The sequence below is a fragment of the Pseudomonas sp. GW823-FHT01D03 genome, assembly GCF_058798255.1.
The window spans coordinates 3,624,839-3,642,112 of sequence record NZ_JBXAKK010000001.1 but is presented as its reverse complement, the minus strand read 5'-3'; the positions used below and the strand labels follow the sequence as shown (position 1 = coordinate 3,642,112).

At 62.6% G+C, this 17,274-nt stretch carries 15 protein-coding genes; 4 read left to right on the top strand and 11 right to left on the bottom strand.

The window, feature by feature from the left end; genetic code table 11:
- Positions 1–26: 26 nt before the first annotated feature.
- The 5 genes from AC1RBR_RS15665 to AC1RBR_RS15645 all read right to left on the bottom strand — a co-directional run bounded on the left by AC1RBR_RS15665 (position 27) and on the right by AC1RBR_RS15645 (position 6,207).
- On the bottom strand, positions 27–2,156 hold the full coding sequence (locus tag AC1RBR_RS15665) for a TonB-dependent receptor family protein (protein WP_492565407.1): 2,130 nt from the start codon (positions 2,154–2,156) through the stop codon (positions 27–29).
- A 203-nt stretch (positions 2,157–2,359) separates the two neighbouring features.
- Positions 2,360–3,904: a methyltransferase regulatory domain-containing protein gene (locus tag AC1RBR_RS15660; protein WP_492565406.1), complete on the bottom strand. Its 1,545-nt coding sequence runs from the start codon at positions 3,902–3,904 to the stop codon at positions 2,360–2,362.
- Between the two features lie 290 nt (positions 3,905–4,194).
- Positions 4,195–4,689, bottom strand: coding sequence for a PaaI family thioesterase (locus tag AC1RBR_RS15655; protein WP_492565405.1), 495 nt, complete (start codon positions 4,687–4,689; stop codon positions 4,195–4,197).
- An 8-nt stretch (positions 4,690–4,697) separates the two neighbouring features.
- Complete coding sequence (locus AC1RBR_RS15650) at positions 4,698–5,855, bottom strand: GGDEF domain-containing protein (protein WP_492565404.1); 1,158 nt, start codon at positions 5,853–5,855, stop codon at positions 4,698–4,700.
- Between the two features lie 103 nt (positions 5,856–5,958).
- Positions 5,959–6,207, bottom strand: coding sequence for a hypothetical protein (locus tag AC1RBR_RS15645; RefSeq protein ID WP_492565403.1), 249 nt, complete (start codon positions 6,205–6,207; stop codon positions 5,959–5,961).
- 170 nt (positions 6,208–6,377) lie between these two features.
- Here AC1RBR_RS15645 and AC1RBR_RS15640 point away from each other — a divergent pair, with 170 nt between their 5' ends.
- The 3 genes from AC1RBR_RS15640 to AC1RBR_RS15630 all read left to right on the top strand — a co-directional run bounded on the left by AC1RBR_RS15640 (position 6,378) and on the right by AC1RBR_RS15630 (position 8,621).
- The gene (locus AC1RBR_RS15640) at positions 6,378–7,022 is read left to right on the top strand and encodes an ATPase (RefSeq protein ID WP_492565401.1); all 645 of its coding nucleotides are present in this window, start codon (positions 6,378–6,380) and stop codon (positions 7,020–7,022) included.
- An 86-nt stretch (positions 7,023–7,108) separates the two neighbouring features.
- The gene (locus AC1RBR_RS15635; RefSeq protein WP_492565400.1) at positions 7,109–7,450 is read left to right on the top strand and encodes a hypothetical protein; all 342 of its coding nucleotides are present in this window, start codon (positions 7,109–7,111) and stop codon (positions 7,448–7,450) included.
- A gap of 217 nt (positions 7,451–7,667) precedes the next feature.
- The gene (locus AC1RBR_RS15630; protein WP_492565399.1) at positions 7,668–8,621 is read left to right on the top strand and encodes a bifunctional helix-turn-helix transcriptional regulator/GNAT family N-acetyltransferase; all 954 of its coding nucleotides are present in this window, start codon (positions 7,668–7,670) and stop codon (positions 8,619–8,621) included.
- A gap of 31 nt (positions 8,622–8,652) precedes the next feature.
- Here the strand turns inward: AC1RBR_RS15630 and AC1RBR_RS15625 are convergent, their stop codons facing one another.
- The 5 genes from AC1RBR_RS15625 to AC1RBR_RS15605 form a co-directional block, all read right to left on the bottom strand.
- Entirely contained in the window at positions 8,653–9,657 is a 1,005-nt protein-coding gene (locus tag AC1RBR_RS15625; protein WP_492565398.1) for an XdhC family protein, read from the bottom strand.
- A gap of 10 nt (positions 9,658–9,667) precedes the next feature.
- Complete coding sequence (locus AC1RBR_RS15620) at positions 9,668–11,020, bottom strand: c-type cytochrome (RefSeq protein ID WP_492565396.1); 1,353 nt, start codon at positions 11,018–11,020, stop codon at positions 9,668–9,670.
- Positions 11,021–11,037: 17 nt separating this feature from the next.
- Positions 11,038–13,290, bottom strand: coding sequence for a xanthine dehydrogenase family protein molybdopterin-binding subunit (locus AC1RBR_RS15615; RefSeq protein ID WP_492565394.1), 2,253 nt, complete (start codon positions 13,288–13,290; stop codon positions 11,038–11,040).
- Positions 13,290–13,745, bottom strand: coding sequence for a (2Fe-2S)-binding protein (locus AC1RBR_RS15610; RefSeq protein ID WP_011333895.1), 456 nt, complete (start codon positions 13,743–13,745; stop codon positions 13,290–13,292). The genes AC1RBR_RS15615 and AC1RBR_RS15610 overlap by 1 nt, the downstream gene beginning before the upstream one ends.
- Positions 13,746–13,859: 114 nt before the next feature.
- On the bottom strand, positions 13,860–14,768 hold the full coding sequence (locus tag AC1RBR_RS15605; RefSeq protein ID WP_492565392.1) for an AraC family transcriptional regulator: 909 nt from the start codon (positions 14,766–14,768) through the stop codon (positions 13,860–13,862).
- Between the two features lie 243 nt (positions 14,769–15,011).
- Between AC1RBR_RS15605 and AC1RBR_RS15600 the strand changes: the two genes are divergently transcribed.
- On the top strand, positions 15,012–16,208 hold the full coding sequence (locus AC1RBR_RS15600; protein WP_492565390.1) for an MFS transporter: 1,197 nt from the start codon (positions 15,012–15,014) through the stop codon (positions 16,206–16,208).
- A gap of 30 nt (positions 16,209–16,238) precedes the next feature.
- Here the strand turns inward: AC1RBR_RS15600 and AC1RBR_RS15595 are convergent, their stop codons facing one another.
- The gene (locus tag AC1RBR_RS15595) at positions 16,239–17,237 is read right to left on the bottom strand and encodes an NADP-dependent oxidoreductase (RefSeq protein ID WP_492565388.1); all 999 of its coding nucleotides are present in this window, start codon (positions 17,235–17,237) and stop codon (positions 16,239–16,241) included.
- Positions 17,238–17,274: the final 37 nt, after the last annotated feature.

The following is a 17,274-nucleotide window of genomic DNA, read 5'->3' as shown; positions in this document are numbered from 1 at the left end:
CGGCGGGTTGCCGAGTATGCAAACCGTCAGAGCAGACTCCACGACACCCCGACATAAACCCCCAGCCCTTCACCCGGCGTAGACCGCGCCGCATCCAGGCCCTTGTCGTCATACCCCGGCGTGACCGTCGCGGCGTAGTGTTTGTTGGTCAGGTTGCGCAGGTCGAGCCAGGTTTGCCAGTCGTTTTTCGGCGCGTTGTAGCCGACGGTGGCGCCGAACAGTGCGTAGGGATCGGCGTAGTAGCTGTTGGCGTAATCCACCGCGACCTTGGACACCAGTTGCGTGTTGAACGCCGCGAAGAAGCCCTGCGGCCAGTCGTGGCGCAGTTCGCCCTGGTAGAAGTGCATCGGCAGGCCGGGCAGGCGGTTGTCGCCGAAACGCTGGTCGTCGCGGTAGTGGAAGTCGCTGAAGGTGTAGGCCTGACGCAGGCTCAATTTACGTCCGTCTTCGGCTGACCACAGCGTGCTCTGCAGACTGGCTTCCACGCCTTGGTGCACGGTGGGGCTGGCGTTGAGTTCGTACGGGGTGACGGCGTTGGCGTCCGGCAGTACCGACAGCAATTCGTGGTGCACCTGGGCGTAGTACCACGCCAGGCTCCATTGGCCGAGCGCGCTGTCGCCGCGACCGCCGAGTTCGAGGGTGGTCGCGGTCTGGTTCTGCAGTTTGATCGGGTCGCTCTGGGTGCCGGTCGCCGCACCGTTGCCGGCCGGGAAGCGGATGTTCGAGCTGTAGATCAGCGACCATGGGTGCGGTGCTTCGACCGAACGGCTGAGGTTGCCGAACAGTTGCAGGTCCGGCGTGACCTGATAGCGCAGGCCCAGACGTGGCGCGTAATCCCAGTCGTTCAGGCTGGTCTTGCCGCCGCTTTGCGGGTAGGTGACGGCGCTTTCGCGGCGGGTGTAGATGGCGGCGAGGCCGGTGGTCAGCCACAGGTCGTCGGCAATTTCCAGATCGTTGCCCACATGCAGGACGGTGTCCGAACCCTGATAGGTGAAGTTGCGCATGCGGGTGCCCGGTGCATACGCGGCGGTGTTGCCGGACGGGATGCGCACGAATTCACTCGCGCCGTCGTTGGGCAGGTGTTTGGTGGTGCGCAGGCCGAGGGTGCTGCGGCTTTCCATGCCGAACAGGGTGTCGCGGCGCTTGTAGTCGAAGGTGCCGCTGACGTCGGTGTAGGCCACTTTCAGACGGTTCGGACCTTCGCGCAGGTCCATCGGGTAGTCGTGATAGACCAGCCCGGTCTGGATGCTCGAATCGTCGTCGATGTAGTAAGTGGTCTTGTTGCCGATGAAGGTGCTGCCCGGTTGTTTGCGGCTGTCATCGCGCGCCACATAGGCCGGGTTTGCCGCTCGCGGAGTGTGCTCGATCGAATGCTTGGTCACGCGGCCGGCGAGGTCGTTGTCTGTCTCGCGATAGCGGAAGTAGAAGCGGGTTTCCAGGTTCGGGTTGAAGCGATAACCGAAGTTGGCGATCACGCCTTTGCTCTCGCTGGCGGTGTGATCCTGGTAGCCGTCGGCGTTCGAGTCGGTCAGCGACACGTAGTAATCGAAGTCGCCCAGCACCTGCCCGGAACTCACCTGACGCTGCTGATAACCGTGGCTGCCGGTGGCATAGCGCACCTGCAATTTCGGCGCGTCGTAGCCGGTGTGGCTGACGTAATCGACAGCGCCGCCCAGCGCCAGGGCGCCGCGATCAAAGCCGTTGGCGCCGCGCAGCACCTCCACATGGTCGAGCCACAGCGGTTCGAGCAATTCGTAGGGTGTGCCGCCGGGGCCAGTCAGCGGCAGGCCGTCGAGCATCGTGTACAGCCCCGAAGCGTGGGCGCCCGGTGCGCGGTTGATCCCCGAACCACGGATCGAGATTTTCACCCCTTCATTACCCGCCGACTGCGCGTAGACCCCGGGCTGATACGCCAGCACATCCTGATTACTCGCCACTCGGCCCTGCGACGGCTGGCGCATGTCGACCACGTTGCTGCCGCCGGGCACCTGCGCCAGACGCGCTTGGGCCTCGGCGACGGAGGCATCGGCGCCGCTTTGTTCTTCAGCCGAAATCAGCACCTGTCCCAACTCCATGCTTTTGGGTTCCTCGGCCATGACCGGGCAGGCGAGGGCCAGGCCCAGCAGGGCAGAGGGCAGGGATTTGGGCGACGGCATCGAAGAAACTCCAGGCAGACAGGAACGGGCAATGAACAGTGCGACGCAAGAAGGAACGACGGAAACACATGGCGATTTTGCTTTTTTAACGGGGCGCTGCGTGGCAGGCGGGGGCAGGATGGCTCAGGAGGCGGCCGTCAGGGCCATACACGCGCGTGACTGGCCGCGTTCTATCGCGGCCAGTCGTCCGGCGTATATCTGGATCAAGCAATTTTCAGCGCTATAAGAATGTCCAGCGGTGTCTGGGCAAATGCCCGGGCCTGTTCGGTCATCTCGGCAAGGTTTTCTTCAGCCGTGAGCAGCGGCTGGTCGCCCTTGTGCAGCACTTCGCCCTGCTCACCGATGACGGCCCACGCCAACTGCGCCCAGTCTTGCGGGTCGGTCATGCCTTGCTTGATCGAAATCAGGAACAGCTGCTGCACGCGGCTGATCGGCACGCCGCCGCCGGTGACCGGGCTGGCCAGCACCTGAATGTTGTTGTTGAACAGGGCGCGCTTGCACAGTTGCAGGTTGAGGGTGTCGCAACGTTCCTGCACCTGCCTTTCGGCGGATTCACTCTGGCACGGCGCGGCGACGCCCATACCGATCAGCACGGTAACAGCCTGCACCAGGTCGTCATAAGACACGGCGCCGACGGCCATCGACAACTGCTGCAAGGTTTTCGCTTCGTAGGCATTGGCGGCGAGCGCTGCGAGCACCGGGCGGTAAATGTCCGCCTGTAAGGACGCCTCGCCCGCAGGGCCTGAGACCGTGCCGGGAATGCTGTCGATGGCTTGCAACAGGACAAAACGGCTTCTCAGCAGGCCATCGCGTTGCTCGGCGGCAGACAGCCGATTGGCGCCGCGTACGTACAGATCCCGGCGGAAATTCTGATTGATGAAGTAGTCGCGCGCCTGTTCGCGCATGATCGGGTGCTCGATACCTTCCAGAAAGTCCATGCCTTCTGCGCTCAGGTTCAGCGCGGCCACGGTGTCCAGCGGTACGGCCGTGGTGGCGTAGTCGAGTTTGGCCACGGTCATGGCGTCAACCACGTCGATGAAATACATGCAGTCCCAGTTGCGATTGAAATACTCATGGGCCACGTACTGACGGTTCTGACCCTTGATGCTCTGCAACTGGGCACCCAGGGCCGGCGCCGCTCTGGCGTACTTCGGATTGGCCGCCAACAGCGCTTCGGAAAACTCCATCGCGGCATCGATGCGTTTGGCCGGGCTGGTCGAGGCCTGGCTGGCAAAGCGGTTGTGCAGGCTGAACAGATTGCGCAGTGGCGCCGAAGGCGACCAGCCCGGGAAACAGTTGTAGCTGACGTACAACATGCCGCCGGGCTTGAGGTGGCGACGGGCGAACTCGACGATCAGTTGCTGATTGTCGCGGCTGACCCAGGACCAGATGCCATGCAGGCTGATGCTGTCGAAGGCCGGTAGATCATCGCGGGCCAGCAGTTGCTCGAAGCTGTCGTCATATAGACGGGCCTGGCTGTTCCAGTCGTTCGCCAGCGCCATGGCATGTGCGGCCTGGGACGGCGTGAAGTCGGTGCCGACGTAGTTGCCCGGGTTGGCGGCGGCGTGGATGTTGATCGACACACCCTGACCAAAGCCCAGTTCGCAGTGGTAGCCGCCGCTGCCTTCCAGGGTGGCAAAACCGCGCAACAACAAACAAAAACGCTGGAACACCGGGTTGATTTCCCGGCTGTACGAATAGGTGTAACCCTCGTCGGTAAAATACCCTTCGTTCCAGGCATTGCTCATGGGTGCATCCTTCAATTCGCGAGTGAGAGCCGCTCTTATAAGGGGTTGGCAACGTGCACCACAAGCGGAAAAACATGTAAGTGAATCTTACGATTGCCGAGGCGTTTAGACGTCTGTCTGCCATCGCTGCTGTGGGCCGCAAATCGGTTATGCAGTCTTTCGGGCCTGCGCCCGGGTTAATTCGAGCACCATGCCCTGTAGGAGCTGCCGCAGGCTGCGATCTTTTGATGTTGATCTTTAAAGTCAAAAGATCGCAGCCTGCGGCAGCTCCTACAGGGGCGCGTGTGGAGTCAGCGGCCGTGTGCCGCGTCCGCCAGTTGCCCGGTATCGACCCGCACGAACACCGAATCGCCCACCGCCGTCAGCACTTCCCCGGCGTACACCTCGCAGATCACCCGCGTCTTGCGCCCGACCTCGCCTTCGACCCTGGCGCGCAAGGTCAGGATGACGCCCATCGGTGTGGGTTTGATGAACTTGAGGCCGAGGTTGCCGGTGACGCAGTCGATGCGCGGCAGGCTGCCCGGTTCACGTTGTTCGTCACGGTAGTGATAAGCCATCGCGGTCCAGTTGGAATGGCAGTCGACCAGCATCGCCAGCAGTCCGCCATAGACTAGATCCGGCCAGCCGCAATATTTGTCGTCCGGCAGGTGTTCGGCCATGACGTGCACGCCGTCCTCGTGCCAGTAGCTTTTGACGTGCAAGCCATGGGGGTTGCGGCCGCCGCAGCCGTAGCAGACGCCTTCGGGGGCGGCGAGGTCTTGTAGAGGAGTCTGGGAACGGGTCATGGGTCTGGTCATCCTGAAGTGGTGAGCCCGGTCAGGCGCAAGCGGTTGCGGCCGCCGCGCTTGGATTCATACAGCGCGGCGTCGCCTTGCTCGATCAGCGCCGCGAGGCTGGCCGGTGGCTGGTTGAACAGCGTGGCGCCGATGCTCAGTGTCACCGGCTCTGGTGTCGGGAAGGCTTGCGCGGCGCTGCGCTGAAATTGATCGCGCAGGGCATCGCCCAGTCTGACGATGTGATCACTGGGCGCGTTGCTCAGCAAAATCACGAACTCGTCGCCGCCCAAACGGGCGGCCAGTGCCTCATCGGTGGTCTCAGCGCGGATCATTTCGCTCAAGGCCACCAGTAAACGGTCGCCGGCGCTGTGGCCGTACTGATCGTTGACCGACTTGAAGTTGTCGATATCGATCAATAGCAGGGCGCCGGGATGCGCCGCAGACACGCCCCGCAGCAGGCCCGGCGCGCGCATGTCGAGGGCGCGACGGTTGTAGAGGGCGGTCAGCGGGTCACGGGCGGCCAGTCGGGCGATCTGCTCCTCGCGCCGGTAGCGTTCGGTGCCGGTCATCGACAGCGCGATCAACATGATCGCCATCGCACCCTCGACCAGCGAGATCTGGATGATTACGCCACGGAATGCGGCCAGATCGATCAGCGTGCCGGGGATCACCACGGTCAGGGCCTTGGCCACATAGAAGATGCCGTGACCGAGCAGCACATAGCGCAATTGCACCGCACCGACGCTCAGCGATTTGCCATGCGGGCGCAGCAGCAGGCTGGCCTTGAGCGTCGAGGCGGCGACCAGCAACGAGTTGGCGGCGAGCATGACTTTCGACCACAGAGGCCCGTCCGGCAGCAACAGCATCACCAGCCAGCAGAGGAAGATCAGGTACCAGGCGCGTGACAGGCGGATCTGGGTGAAGCGCGCCACCCCCAGCAGAAACAGGAAGTGCGCGGTCACCAGCAAGCCGTTGGCGAACCAGATGCCGATCAGCAAAAAGCCGTTGCTGCGCAGCAGGGCCAGGGTGGAACCGATGGTGATGGTGGCGAAACCGGCGCTCCAGAACAGCAGCGAAGGCTCACGAATGCTGCGCCACTCGACCGCCAGATACAGCGCGGCAGCGGCTGCGAGAGCGATCGAGATGGTCAGCATCGTTGGTGGGTCGAGCGGCATTTCCGAGGGAGCCTGTCAGAAGGTCGGTAAGGCCGCCGATTGTAAGCGTTCGGGGCCGTTTTGGCAGGCACCGCATACGATCGTCACCGACCGGCGTCCACGCTCATTCGTGAGGCGTGAGCCAAGTGTCGACGACCCGTCGATCCAGTTCTTCCCAATAAGCCATGCCCAGCACCCGCGTAGTGTTCAACCCACGCAGATAGCCGCGCAACTGATTGGCGGTATCGCGCTTGAGCCGCGCATCGGTGATGGCCTTGTCCAGCAACACCTTTTCGTACTGCACCAGGTATTCCGCCACCCGCTCGCGAAAGTCGGGCAAAACCGCGTCGCGGATCAGGTCAAAGGTTCTCAAATCGGCTTCCTCACTGTTGTTTTAGTCATTGGGGATGAGTGTGTACCTGTCTTTATCGTGCGCAACTATCGCTAGAAGTAATAGTGACCATCACGAAACGCAAGTTCAGCTTTGCAGGCAACAGGCGGAAAATTGCCTTCATTGAAAACGCAGCTCAAGGAAATTGCGCGATGAAGACCCTGACCCGACTGGTGCTGACCGCTCTGCTGATGAGCGGCATGGTAGCCACGGCACCGTCTTACGCCGACGGTGCCTGTGCGTGTCGTCTTCAGCCCATCGCCGGCAGCAGCGCGACTTTGCAGCATTCACAGACCGTGGGGGTGTTGTACAGCGAAAACACCCGGGAAAACCTGCAATACCTGACGCGTTACCACGACATGGCGCTGCACGGTGCCAAGGATGCCCTGGATTCGCGAATCCGCGCCGCCTTCGTCAGCAGCTCCGACCCGGAACTGGCGATCGACTGGTTGCTCAGCTCGCTGCAACGCCAGTTCATGTCGGTGACCGTTTACGACAACCTCGATGCGCTGATTCTGGCGCATCCGGACATCGTGGTGAAACTGGACACCTTCAACCGCCTGCTGACCCAGCAGAACAGTCTGTATGAAGCGCACTTCATCGCGCGTTTCTACGATGCCGACCTGCAGTACATCGGCAAGGCTGAAGGCTCGGTGGAGAAACAGATCCCGGCGGTCTGGGTACACGACAAAGCGGCGCATGAGATTGCCGCGCAGATCGAGCAACAACGTGACCTGCAACTCAATGCCTTGAAGCAGTTTGATGTATCGCTCAAGGCGCTGGTGGCGTCCAGCTGAACATTCAAAACCAAAAGGGCAGCGGCGGTGCCGTGACGCTGAACCGCTGCCGGTTGAACCGAACCTTTATTTTCAGGATGACCCCGATGCATGCTTTGTTTGCCCCGACCCTGGCCGTTGCCTCCTTGCTGCTCGCCGGTTGCGCCTCCGCACCGAACGACCCGACGCTGACCTTGCAGACCAGCAAGACTCCGGCGCAATACGCCGATTGCGTGGTGCCGAAGCTGCAGGGCAGTGCGCTGAACCCGACCGTCTCGCAGACCCAGCGCAGCTATCGGATCGTGGTGCCAAGCAAGGTGTCGGCCGACAACGTGCTGGAAGCCTACAAGGCCGGCAACGGCGGCAAGGTGTTCATCTACGAGCGTCACTTGCTGGCCTCGAATTTCCTGCCTTCCAGTTTTGAACGCGCCGCCCAGGACTGCATCTGACCCGGCTGCGCGAACCGTTCTGACCGAGCTCCTTTGGTTGGCCGCAACCAGCCAATACTTTGCCCCGCACCTCATTCGGTTGCGGGGCTTTTTTTGTCTGACGTTTGCTGCGGTGTTGATGTCGGCTCGCTGACGTTTGCCCGGCGTGGTCGGCTGCTTGCGTCCGCGAAGGGGAACATGGTTGTATAGTACAACTAAAATTCAGCGGTGATGTGTCATGAGTATCCCTACAGCCTTGATCGAAGAAATCCGTACAGCGTCGCGCACTATGGTGCGTGAATTCGGTTTCCTGCGCGCCACCCTGGCGGCGACCGACTATTCCGCCTCCGGCGTGCACGCCTTGCTGGAAATCGAAGCCGGGGACGGCGTCAGCGCTGCGCAACTGGCGCAAAGCCTTGGCCTGGAAAAATCCAGTGTCAGCCGCATGGTCGGCAAACTGATCAAGACCGGGGAGATCGAGGAGCGTGCCGCCGAGGACGCCCGGGTCAAGCATCTGCACCTGACGGCGAAGGGCCGGCAGACCGTCGCCGATATTCATGCCTACGGCCAGGCCCAGGTCAGCAACGCATTGAACACGCTCAATCCGTCGCAGCAACAGAGCGTGGCGCAGGGCCTTTCAACCTACGCGCATGCGCTCAAGACCATCCGTCTGGGCGCCGACCAGCCACTCACGCCGAACCTGCAGATCAGCGCCGGCTATCGCCCCGGGCTGATCGGCCGCGTGGCGCAAATGCATGCGGATTATTATTCGCGGCATTCCGGTTTCGGCGCGATCTTTGAAAGCCGTGTCGCCCGTGAAACGGCGGAGTTTGTCGGACGCCTCGATCAGCCCTGCAACCAGATCTGGGTAGCCACGCTTGATGAGCGCATCGTCGGCTCGATCGCGATCGACGGCCAGGATCTGGGCAACAATCAGGCGCATTTGCGCTGGTTCATCCTCGACGACGGCTGCCGCGGCAGTGGCGTCGGCCGGCAACTGCTGAGCGCGGCGGTGGAGTTTTGCGATCAGCAGGGTTTTGATGCGATCCAGCTCTGGACCCTCAAAGGCCTCGACGCCGCGCGCCGACTGTACGAAGCGGCCGGGTTCGAATTGACCATGGAAGATCAGGGCAGTCAGTGGGGCAGCGTGGTGACGGAACAGCAGTTCACCCGTGCCGCCGCCTCACGTTGAAGGTTGAGCGCTTAACATGTCCGCCAGCCAGTCAGGCTTCCTGCGCCTTGGCTCTGGCGATTGAAAACGCCTTCGGCAGGCTGGCGCCATTCTTCGCGGCCAGGATCTCGGCCATCACGCTGACGGCGATCTCCGCCGGTGTCTTGCTGCCAATGTAGATGCCGATCGGCCCGTGCAGGCGTTCGAGTGACGCCTGGGTCTCACCAAAATGCTCGATCAAACGTTCGCGGCGCAGTTGGCTGTTGCGCCGCGAACCGATGGCGCCGATGTAAAACGCCGGGCTGTGAAGGGCTTCGAGCAGTGCCAGATCGTCGAGTCGCGGATCATGACTCAAGGCGACGATGCAGGTGCGCAGATCGACCGCGAAGTCGCGCACCACGTCATCCGGCATGCCGATGATCCGCTCCACACCGTTCACCGCCCAGGTTTCGATGTATTCGGCACGTGGGTCGCACACCGCGACCTTGAAGCCGTTGAACAGGGCCATGGTCGCCAGATACTCGGCCAGCGCGCCGGCACCGATCATCAGCAGCCGATACCCCGGCCCGAGGGTATTGAGCATCTGTTGGCCGTCGAAACTGAATTGCTCAGGAGTTGCCGTGGCTTGCAGTGTGACGCGACCGCTATCCAGTGCCAGGCAGCGGCGCACCAGTTGCCCGGCATCCAGTTGCACCAGCAGTTCGTCCAGCACCTGCCATGAGGGATTGAACTCAAGAATCAGCTCAAGCGTGCCGCCACAGGGCAAACCGAAACGATGCGCCTCGTCGGCGCTGACGCCGTAGCGCACCACCTCGGGCGCACTGTCCTTGAGGCCGCTGCCGCCATGCGCGGTGGTATAGCGATGGATCAGGTCGTCCTCGATGCAGCCGCCGGACACGCTGCCAACCACACGCCCGTCGTTACGCAAGGCCATCATCGAGCCTGTCGGGCGCGGCGAAGAGCCCCATGTGCGCGCCACCGTGGCGAGCAACACTCGCTCGCCGGCGGCGAGCCAGTCCCGCGCGGTGCGCAGGACCAGCAAGTCGATGCTTTCCATCAAAGTTCCTCTAACGCATTTGCAGGATGATCGGGCTGCTGCTGGCCGGATCCGTACGTTCACGCAGCTTGTTGACGGCCTGCGCTTCAACGGCACTGCCCTGATTGCCCCAGGTGCTGCGCATGAAGGTCAGCACTTCGGCGATCTCTTGATCCGACAACTGCTCGCGGAAGGCTGGCATGCGATAGGCGTCCGGTACTCCGGCGGCCACCACCCGCTGCGAACCGTTGAGGGTGATGTTGATCGCCGAGGCGCTTTCCTTGGCCAGTGCCGAGGTGGCGCCGGCCAACGGCGGCATCCATTCCGACTGGCCCTTGCCGTCGAGGCCGTGGCACGAAGCACAGCGCGTGACGTAGGTATGAGCACCGGGCGCGTCCAGACGTTCCGTCGCCGAAACCGCTTGGTACTGCCAGGGCTGGCCGTCGCGCTGAGGATCCCCCGGCAATGACTTGAGATAACGGGCGATCGCGGTCAGATCGTCATCGCTCATGAACTGCGTCGAGTTGTTGAACGCCTCTGTCATCGAACCGTAAACCACTGCATGTTTGTTACGCCCGGTCTTGAGGAACTGCACGATCTCCGGCTCGCTCCAGCGGCCCAGACCGGTGTTGTGATCATCACGCAGACTTGGCGCGTACCAGCCATCGAGCAAGGCGCCAGCGAGATACGGCGTGGCGGATTCATCCAGAGCCTTCTCGTTGAACGCCAGACCGCGCGGCGTGTGGCAACTGCCGCAGTGCCCGGCGCCTTGAACGAGATAAGCGCCGCGATTCCACACGGCATCCTGCGACGGTTTGGCCACGTAAGGTTCGGTGTCGGCAAACACACCGTTCCACAACGCAATCGGCCAGCGCAGGTTCAACGGGAAAGGAATCGCACTCGGGATATTCGCTTGCTTGACCGGTGCCACGCCTTTCATGAAGAACGCGTACAGCGCTCGCACATCGTCGTCACTGAGCTTGGCGTAGGACGGGTAGGGCATCGCCGGGTACAGACGACGGCTTTCAGGTGCCACGCCGTGGCGCACCGCACGGTCAAAGTCCGCGAGGCTGTAGCGACCGATGCCGGTTTCCGGCTCCGGGGTGATGTTGGTCGCGTGGATCGCGCCAAGTGGCGTGGCCATTTCCAGGCCGCCAGCGAACGGCGCACCGCCCGGCACGCTGTGGCATGCCACGCAATCGCTGAGTCGGGCGACGTATTCGCCACGAGCCACCAGCGCCGGGTCGATATCGGCCACGGCGGTGTGGTTGTTTTCAAGGTGCGAGACAGGCTCGCGGGTGACATACCAGGCCAGCAGGCCTGCCGCGACCAGGCACGGCACTGCCAGCCAGCCTGCGGTTCTTGCGAATCGGCTGTTATTCATGGACGCTCCGGCGCTAATCAAGTGAAGGTGTGGCGGCTCATGGGCAGGCTGCGCACCCGTTGCCCGGTCAGCGTTGCCACCGCATTGGCGACGGCGGGCGCGACAGCGGGCAACGGTGGTTCGCCGATGCCGCCCATTTTTTCCCCGCTCTCGACAACACGCACGTGAACCCGAGCCATTCGCGCAGGCGGCAGGATCGGATACAAGTCGTAGTTGCGCGCGCGCGGTTTGCCATCAATCCACACGGCTTCCTCCACCAGCGTCTGCGAGAGGCCCAGCGCCACCGCGCCATTGACCTGCGCTTCGACAATCGCCGGGTTGACGATGCTGCCGGGGTCGATTGCCTGCCAGATGTCGTGCACCTTGACCTGACCGTTCTCGATGGAAACCTCGGCGATCACCGCCGTCTGGGTGCCGAACGGCGACGCCATCGCCACGCCTCGGGCACGTTTGCTGCCGTCCGCCGCGGTAAACGGCCCACGCTTCCAGCCACCCGACAGCTCGCCCACGGCTTGCAGCAACGTGGTCAGTCGCTGGTTGTCGCGCAGCAGATGCAGGCGCAATTCGAACGGGTCCTTGCCGCCCTTGTCGGCCAGTTCGTCAAGGAACGACTCATAGAAGAAGTCGTTGAGCGAATTGCCCACCGAACGCCAGTAACCCAGCATCGCCGGCCCTTTGGCATAGATCTGCGCGATGCGCTTGTTGGGGATCGCATAGGACTTGCCTGACAAGCCTTCAAGCGCCGTCGGGTCGAGCTTCTCACCCTGTTTGCCGGCCAGCGCCTCGGTCGGGCCTTCGGTGGCGCTGATCGCTTCAATTGCCAGCGGCCAGCCGTCATTGTCCAGCGCGGCACGGAAATTCACCGCTGCCACCGGACGCAGCACGTCACGCAGGAACTCTTCCTCGCGGCTCCAGATCAGTTTGACCGGGCGGCCAACCGCCTTGGACAACTCGATCGCCTGCGGGTAGGGGCTGGCGGCGTCGTAGAGGAAATGCCGACCGAAGAAGCCCCCCAGCAACGGCGAATGCAAGGTGATGCGCGACGGATCCAGCCCGGTGCGTTTGGCGATGTCCGCTCGGAACATGTCCGGCGCCTGATTCGGCAGCCAGACTTCCAGCGAACCGTCGGGATTGAACCGGGCCAGCGCCGACGGCGGCTCCAACTGGCCATGGTTCAGGTACTGGTTGTGGTAAGTGGCGTCAATCCGGGTCTTGGCGCTGGCCAGAACTGCAGCCACGTCGCCCTCATTTTCATCATCCCTGGCCGGGCCTTTGTCGTCAGCCAGTCGCTTGAGCCAGGCGTCACTGGAAAAGTCCGCAGGCATCGAGCGTACCTGGCTGTCGGCTGTGGGTTCCTGCCAGTCGACCTGAATCGCTTCCACTGCACGTTTGGCGTGCCACCAGCGTTCGGCGACCACGGCCACGGCACCCGGCAGACGATGCACGGAATGCACGCCTTTCATCGCCTTGACCTGCTCTTCGTTGCGCAGGTTGCCCACGGTCATGCCCAAACGCGGGGCATGTTGAACGGCAGCATGCAGCATGTCGTCGACCTTCAGGTCGATGCTGTACAGCGCTTTGCCCGTGGACTTGTCGTAGGCATCGACGCGCTTCACCGGTTTGCCGATCCAGCGGAACTGGCTCGGATCACGCAACTGCACCGAGGCCGGATCGGGAATCGGCAGATCCATAGCGTGCTCGGCCAGTTCACCGTAGGCCACCGAACGCCCGGATTTGGCGTGCACGACTTTGCCGGGTTCGGTGCTCAGTTCACCCACCGGCACCCCCAGCTTCTGCGCACCGGCCTGCAGCAGCATGGCGCGGGCAAGGGCGCCGAGGCGGCGCATCACCGGGTAACTCATGCGCACCGACATGCTGCCGCCGGTGATGCGCATGCCGTTTTCCATTACTACATAGGCTTCGCCGGGCGGTGCGGCTTCGACCAGGAACGTCGACGGGTCGGCATCCAGTTCTTCACCGACGATCTGCGCCATCGCGGTGAACGTACCTTGCCCGCCTTCCATGAACGGGCAGAGCAGGCGCACGCGGTTGTCCGGGCGAATTTCCAGAAACGCCGGCACCTGCGTGCCGCGCTCGGCAGTCGCGGCCGCCACTGCCGCTTGCACGCGCGTCGTGCCCAGCGGCAGGCCGAAACCGAGCACCAGTGCGCCGACGGCGGTGCCGGTCAGAAAACGTCTGCGCGACACATTGATCGGTTCATGCAGAGCCAGTGCTGATGCTTCCTGAGCAGGATCGATACGCACGTTCATCAGGCATCTCCCTTGCCGGCCAGCTCATGCACGGCGGCATGAATGGCGTTGTACGTGCCGCAGCGGCACAGGTTGACCATCGCCGCCTCGATTTGCGCGTCACTCGGCTTGGGGTTTTGCTTGAGCAGCGCCGTGGCCGCCATCACCTGCCCGGACTGGCAGTAGCCGCACTGGGCGACCTGCAGATCAACCCAGGTCGAGACCACCCGTTTGCCCACTTCATCGGCCTCGATCGCTTCAATGGTGGTGACCTCGCGGCCGACCACACCGGCCACTGGCGTGACGCACGAGCGCACCACGTTGCCGTCCACCAGCACGGAGCAGGCGCCGCACTGCGCCAGTCCACAGCCGTACTTGGTGCCGGTCATGCCCAGATCATCGCGGATCACCCACAGCAGGGGCGTATCGGCGTCGGCATCGACCTGATAGGTTTTCTGGTTGATTCGTAGTTCCATGGTTCACCCGCTCGATCATCGGTTGACGTGCATTTTTATAAGCGGTGAAACGCTGCGTGGCGCCTCACCGGTAAAGCGTGTTCTTTGCTCAACTGGCCGCGTTGCCCAGCGTTGCTACGGGGTGAAGGGTTCGCCACGTAGCAACGCGATGTCACGACTGGGTGCGGTGCCGTACAGGCGCGCGTATTCGCGGCTGAACTGCGAGGGACTTTCATAACCGACCGCAAACGCCGCTCGCGAAACGTCCAGACGCTCCATCAACATCAGCCGACGGGCCTCGTTCAGTCGCAGCCATTTCTGGTACTGCAGCGGGCTCATGCCGGTGAGTTGGCGGAAGTGGTGGTGAAAGGTCGGCGCGCTCATCTGCACCCGCGCCGCCAGTTCATCGATGCGCAGCGCCTCGGTGTAGTTGACCTTGAGCCAGTCGATGGCTTTGGCGATGCGATAACCCTGGCCATCGACGGCCGTGATCTGCCGCAGCCGCGCGCCTTGATCGGTATGGAGCAGCCGATAGTGGATTTCCCGCAGGATCAGCGGCGCCAACACCGGGATCGCCTCAGGCTCGTCGAGCAATGCCAGCAGGCGTTCGAGCGCGCCTTCCAGAGCGGAAGACATGTTGCCAATACCAGCGCCGGTATTCGTCGACGGCTGCCGTTTCGCAGGCAAGCCACCTTTGCTGAGGATCTCGGCAAGCATGCCAACGTCCAGCTTCAGCACCAGCCCGACACAGGGCTGTTCGGGGCTGGCTGCAAGCACTTCGGAATTGGCGGGTAGATCCAGCGAGGTGACCAGAAACCGCGAAGGGTCGTAGCGGTAACCCTCACCGCCGACCCACAAGCGCTTTTCCCCACGGCCCACCAGAATCAGGCTCGGCTCGATCATGCACACGGTCGGTGGCGCCGGCTGATCGCGACGAAACAGCGACAGGCCGGCTATCGACGTGGCGAAGTCGCCCGCTACGCTCACGCGCGAGTCAATGTTCAACGCCAAAGGTGATTCGTGGCGCAGCGGGGTAGGGATCATGTCGGGCAACTCCTGTTGAACGAACTCTAATCCGCTGCACAGGCGTTTCCTATACACCACCCTGCAACCTCAGAGGATCAGGCAAGCATTCAAGAGGAATGCACTAGGGCAGAGGCAAATCGACCGGGAGAATGTGTCAAACCATTACGGGATTGACGCGATTCGACGATGCGATCCTGGCACTGTGAAAAACAGTGCGTCCGGGCAATCGCCCGGACGCCTCTCGCAATACAGGTAGTTTCAATGACTTCTCTCTCTACAGAACAACGCGGCTGGAGCGCGGTGCTGGCCATGTCGCTGGCCGCCTTCGCCCTGGTCGCTTCAGAATTCATGCCGGTCAGCCTGCTGACGCCGATTGCCGCCGAACTGCACATCACCGAGGGCCAGGCCGGGCAGGGGATTTCCGTGTCCGGAGCATTCGCCCTGGTGACCAGCCTGGTGATTGCAGCGGTCGCCGCTCGTGTCGAGCGCAAGAAGCTGTTGCTGGGTCTGACCTTGCTGATGATCGTTTCGGGTACGGTGGTCGCGTTCGCGCCGGGCTATCCGTCGTTCATGTTCGGGCGGGCCCTGATCGGCATCGCCATTGGCGGTTTCTGGTCGTTGTCGGCGGCAACCGCGATGCGTCTGGTGCAGCCTGACCAAGTGTCCCGGGCACTGGCGATCGTCAACGGCGGCAACGCGCTGGCGACGGTAATCGCCGCTCCGGCGGGGAGTTTCCTCGGCGCGTTGATAGGCTGGCGCGGCGCGTTCTTCTGTGTGGTTCCGGTCGCCGTGCTGGCGGCCGTGTGGCTGCTGATCAGCCTGCCGTCCTTCAAACTTGAGCGTCAGGCCGGTAGCGGCAACGCCTTACGGCTGATGAAGCAATGGCCGGTCGCCTTGGGGATGGTCGCTGTCAGCGTCTTCTTCATGGGGCAGTTCATGCTGTTCACCTACCTGCGGCCCTTTCTGGAGGGGGTCACCGGGGTCAGCGTTGCAACCCTGTCCTTGATGCTGCTGGGGCTGGGGCTTGCCGGTTTTATCGGGACCTTTGTGATCGAAAGATTCCTCGGCACCGGCCTGTACCGCACGCTGACAGTTATCCCGCTGATAATGGCGGTCATTGCACTGGCGCTGGTGAACTTCGGCGCATCGCCGCTGTTGACTGCGGTGCTGCTCGGACTCTGGGGACTGGTCGCCACGGCGGCTCCCGTTGGCTGGTGGACATGGCTGGCGCAGACGCTTCCGGAGGATGCCGAAGCCGGCGGAGGCTTGCTCGTGGCCATCGTGCAACTGGCAATCGCCGCAGGGGCCATCGTCGGTGGCCTGGCGTTTGATCTGAGCGGTTATAAAGCCACCTTCGAACTCAGCGCGGCGGTGTTGGTGATTGCGTCGGTGCTCGCCTGGTGCGCCGGTCGAAGTGCAACTGAAGTTCATCTGGTCGAGTCGAACGCGGCCGGTTGACGGGGTCAGCCGGCCGCCGGGGGAACGTTGTCATTTGAGCGTAACGACGACCTTGCCCTTGGCGCGCCCCTGCTCGACGTACTTCAACGCCTCTGCCGTCGAGGCAAACGAGAAGCTGCGGTCAGTCACCGGTCTGATGATTGCCTCCTCGACCAGCGTGGCGATTTTTTGCAGTTGTGCACCATTGGCCCGCATGAAGACGAACGTATAGCTGACCGCCTGCTTGCGCGCCTTGCGCCGGATACCGAAGCTCAACAGGCGCATGACCTGTTGCAGTGGCCAGGACAAGCCTTGTTCTTGTGCGAACTGTGCAGTGGGCGGTCCCGAGATGGAAATGAGCTGGCCGCCGGGCTTCAGGACCGTGAGTGATTTTTGCAATACGTCCGCGCCGAGGCTGTTCAACACCACGTCGTAGTCGTGCAGGACGCTTTCGAAGTCTTGCTGCTTGTAGTCGATGACCAGATCGGCCCCCAGTGCCTTGACCCATTCGACATTCGCGGTGCTGGTGGTCGTGGCGACGAAGGCGCCGAGGTGTCTGGCCAACTGGATGGCAATGCTGCCAACACCACCTGAGCCCGCGTGAATCAGTACTTTCTGACCCTTTTTCAGCTGTGCGGTTTCGACCAGTACTTGCCACGCCGTCAACGCGACCAAGGGCAGGGATGCGGCTTGCGCCATGCTGGTATTGACGGGTTTTCGGGCGACCGCGTTTTCGTCCACGGCGATCAATTCGGCAAACGTTCCGATCCGCGTTTCCGGCGGGCGAGCGTAGACCTCGTCTCCCGGTTTGAACTGCGTCACCTGTGAGCCAACCTCCACCACCACACCCGCCAGATCATTGCCCAGTATCAGCGGTAATGCATAGGGCAGAATCAGCTTGAACTCGCCACTGCTGATCTTCGAATCCAGCACATTGACGCTGCTGGCATGTACCTCGATCAAGACATCACGGACACCCACCACAGGGACAGGCGCTTCGCCAATGCGCCCGCTGTTCTTTCCATAGCGATCAATCAGAAATGCTTTCATCGTAGTGCTGCTCTTGGCGGTTGTAAGGAGGGTAGCT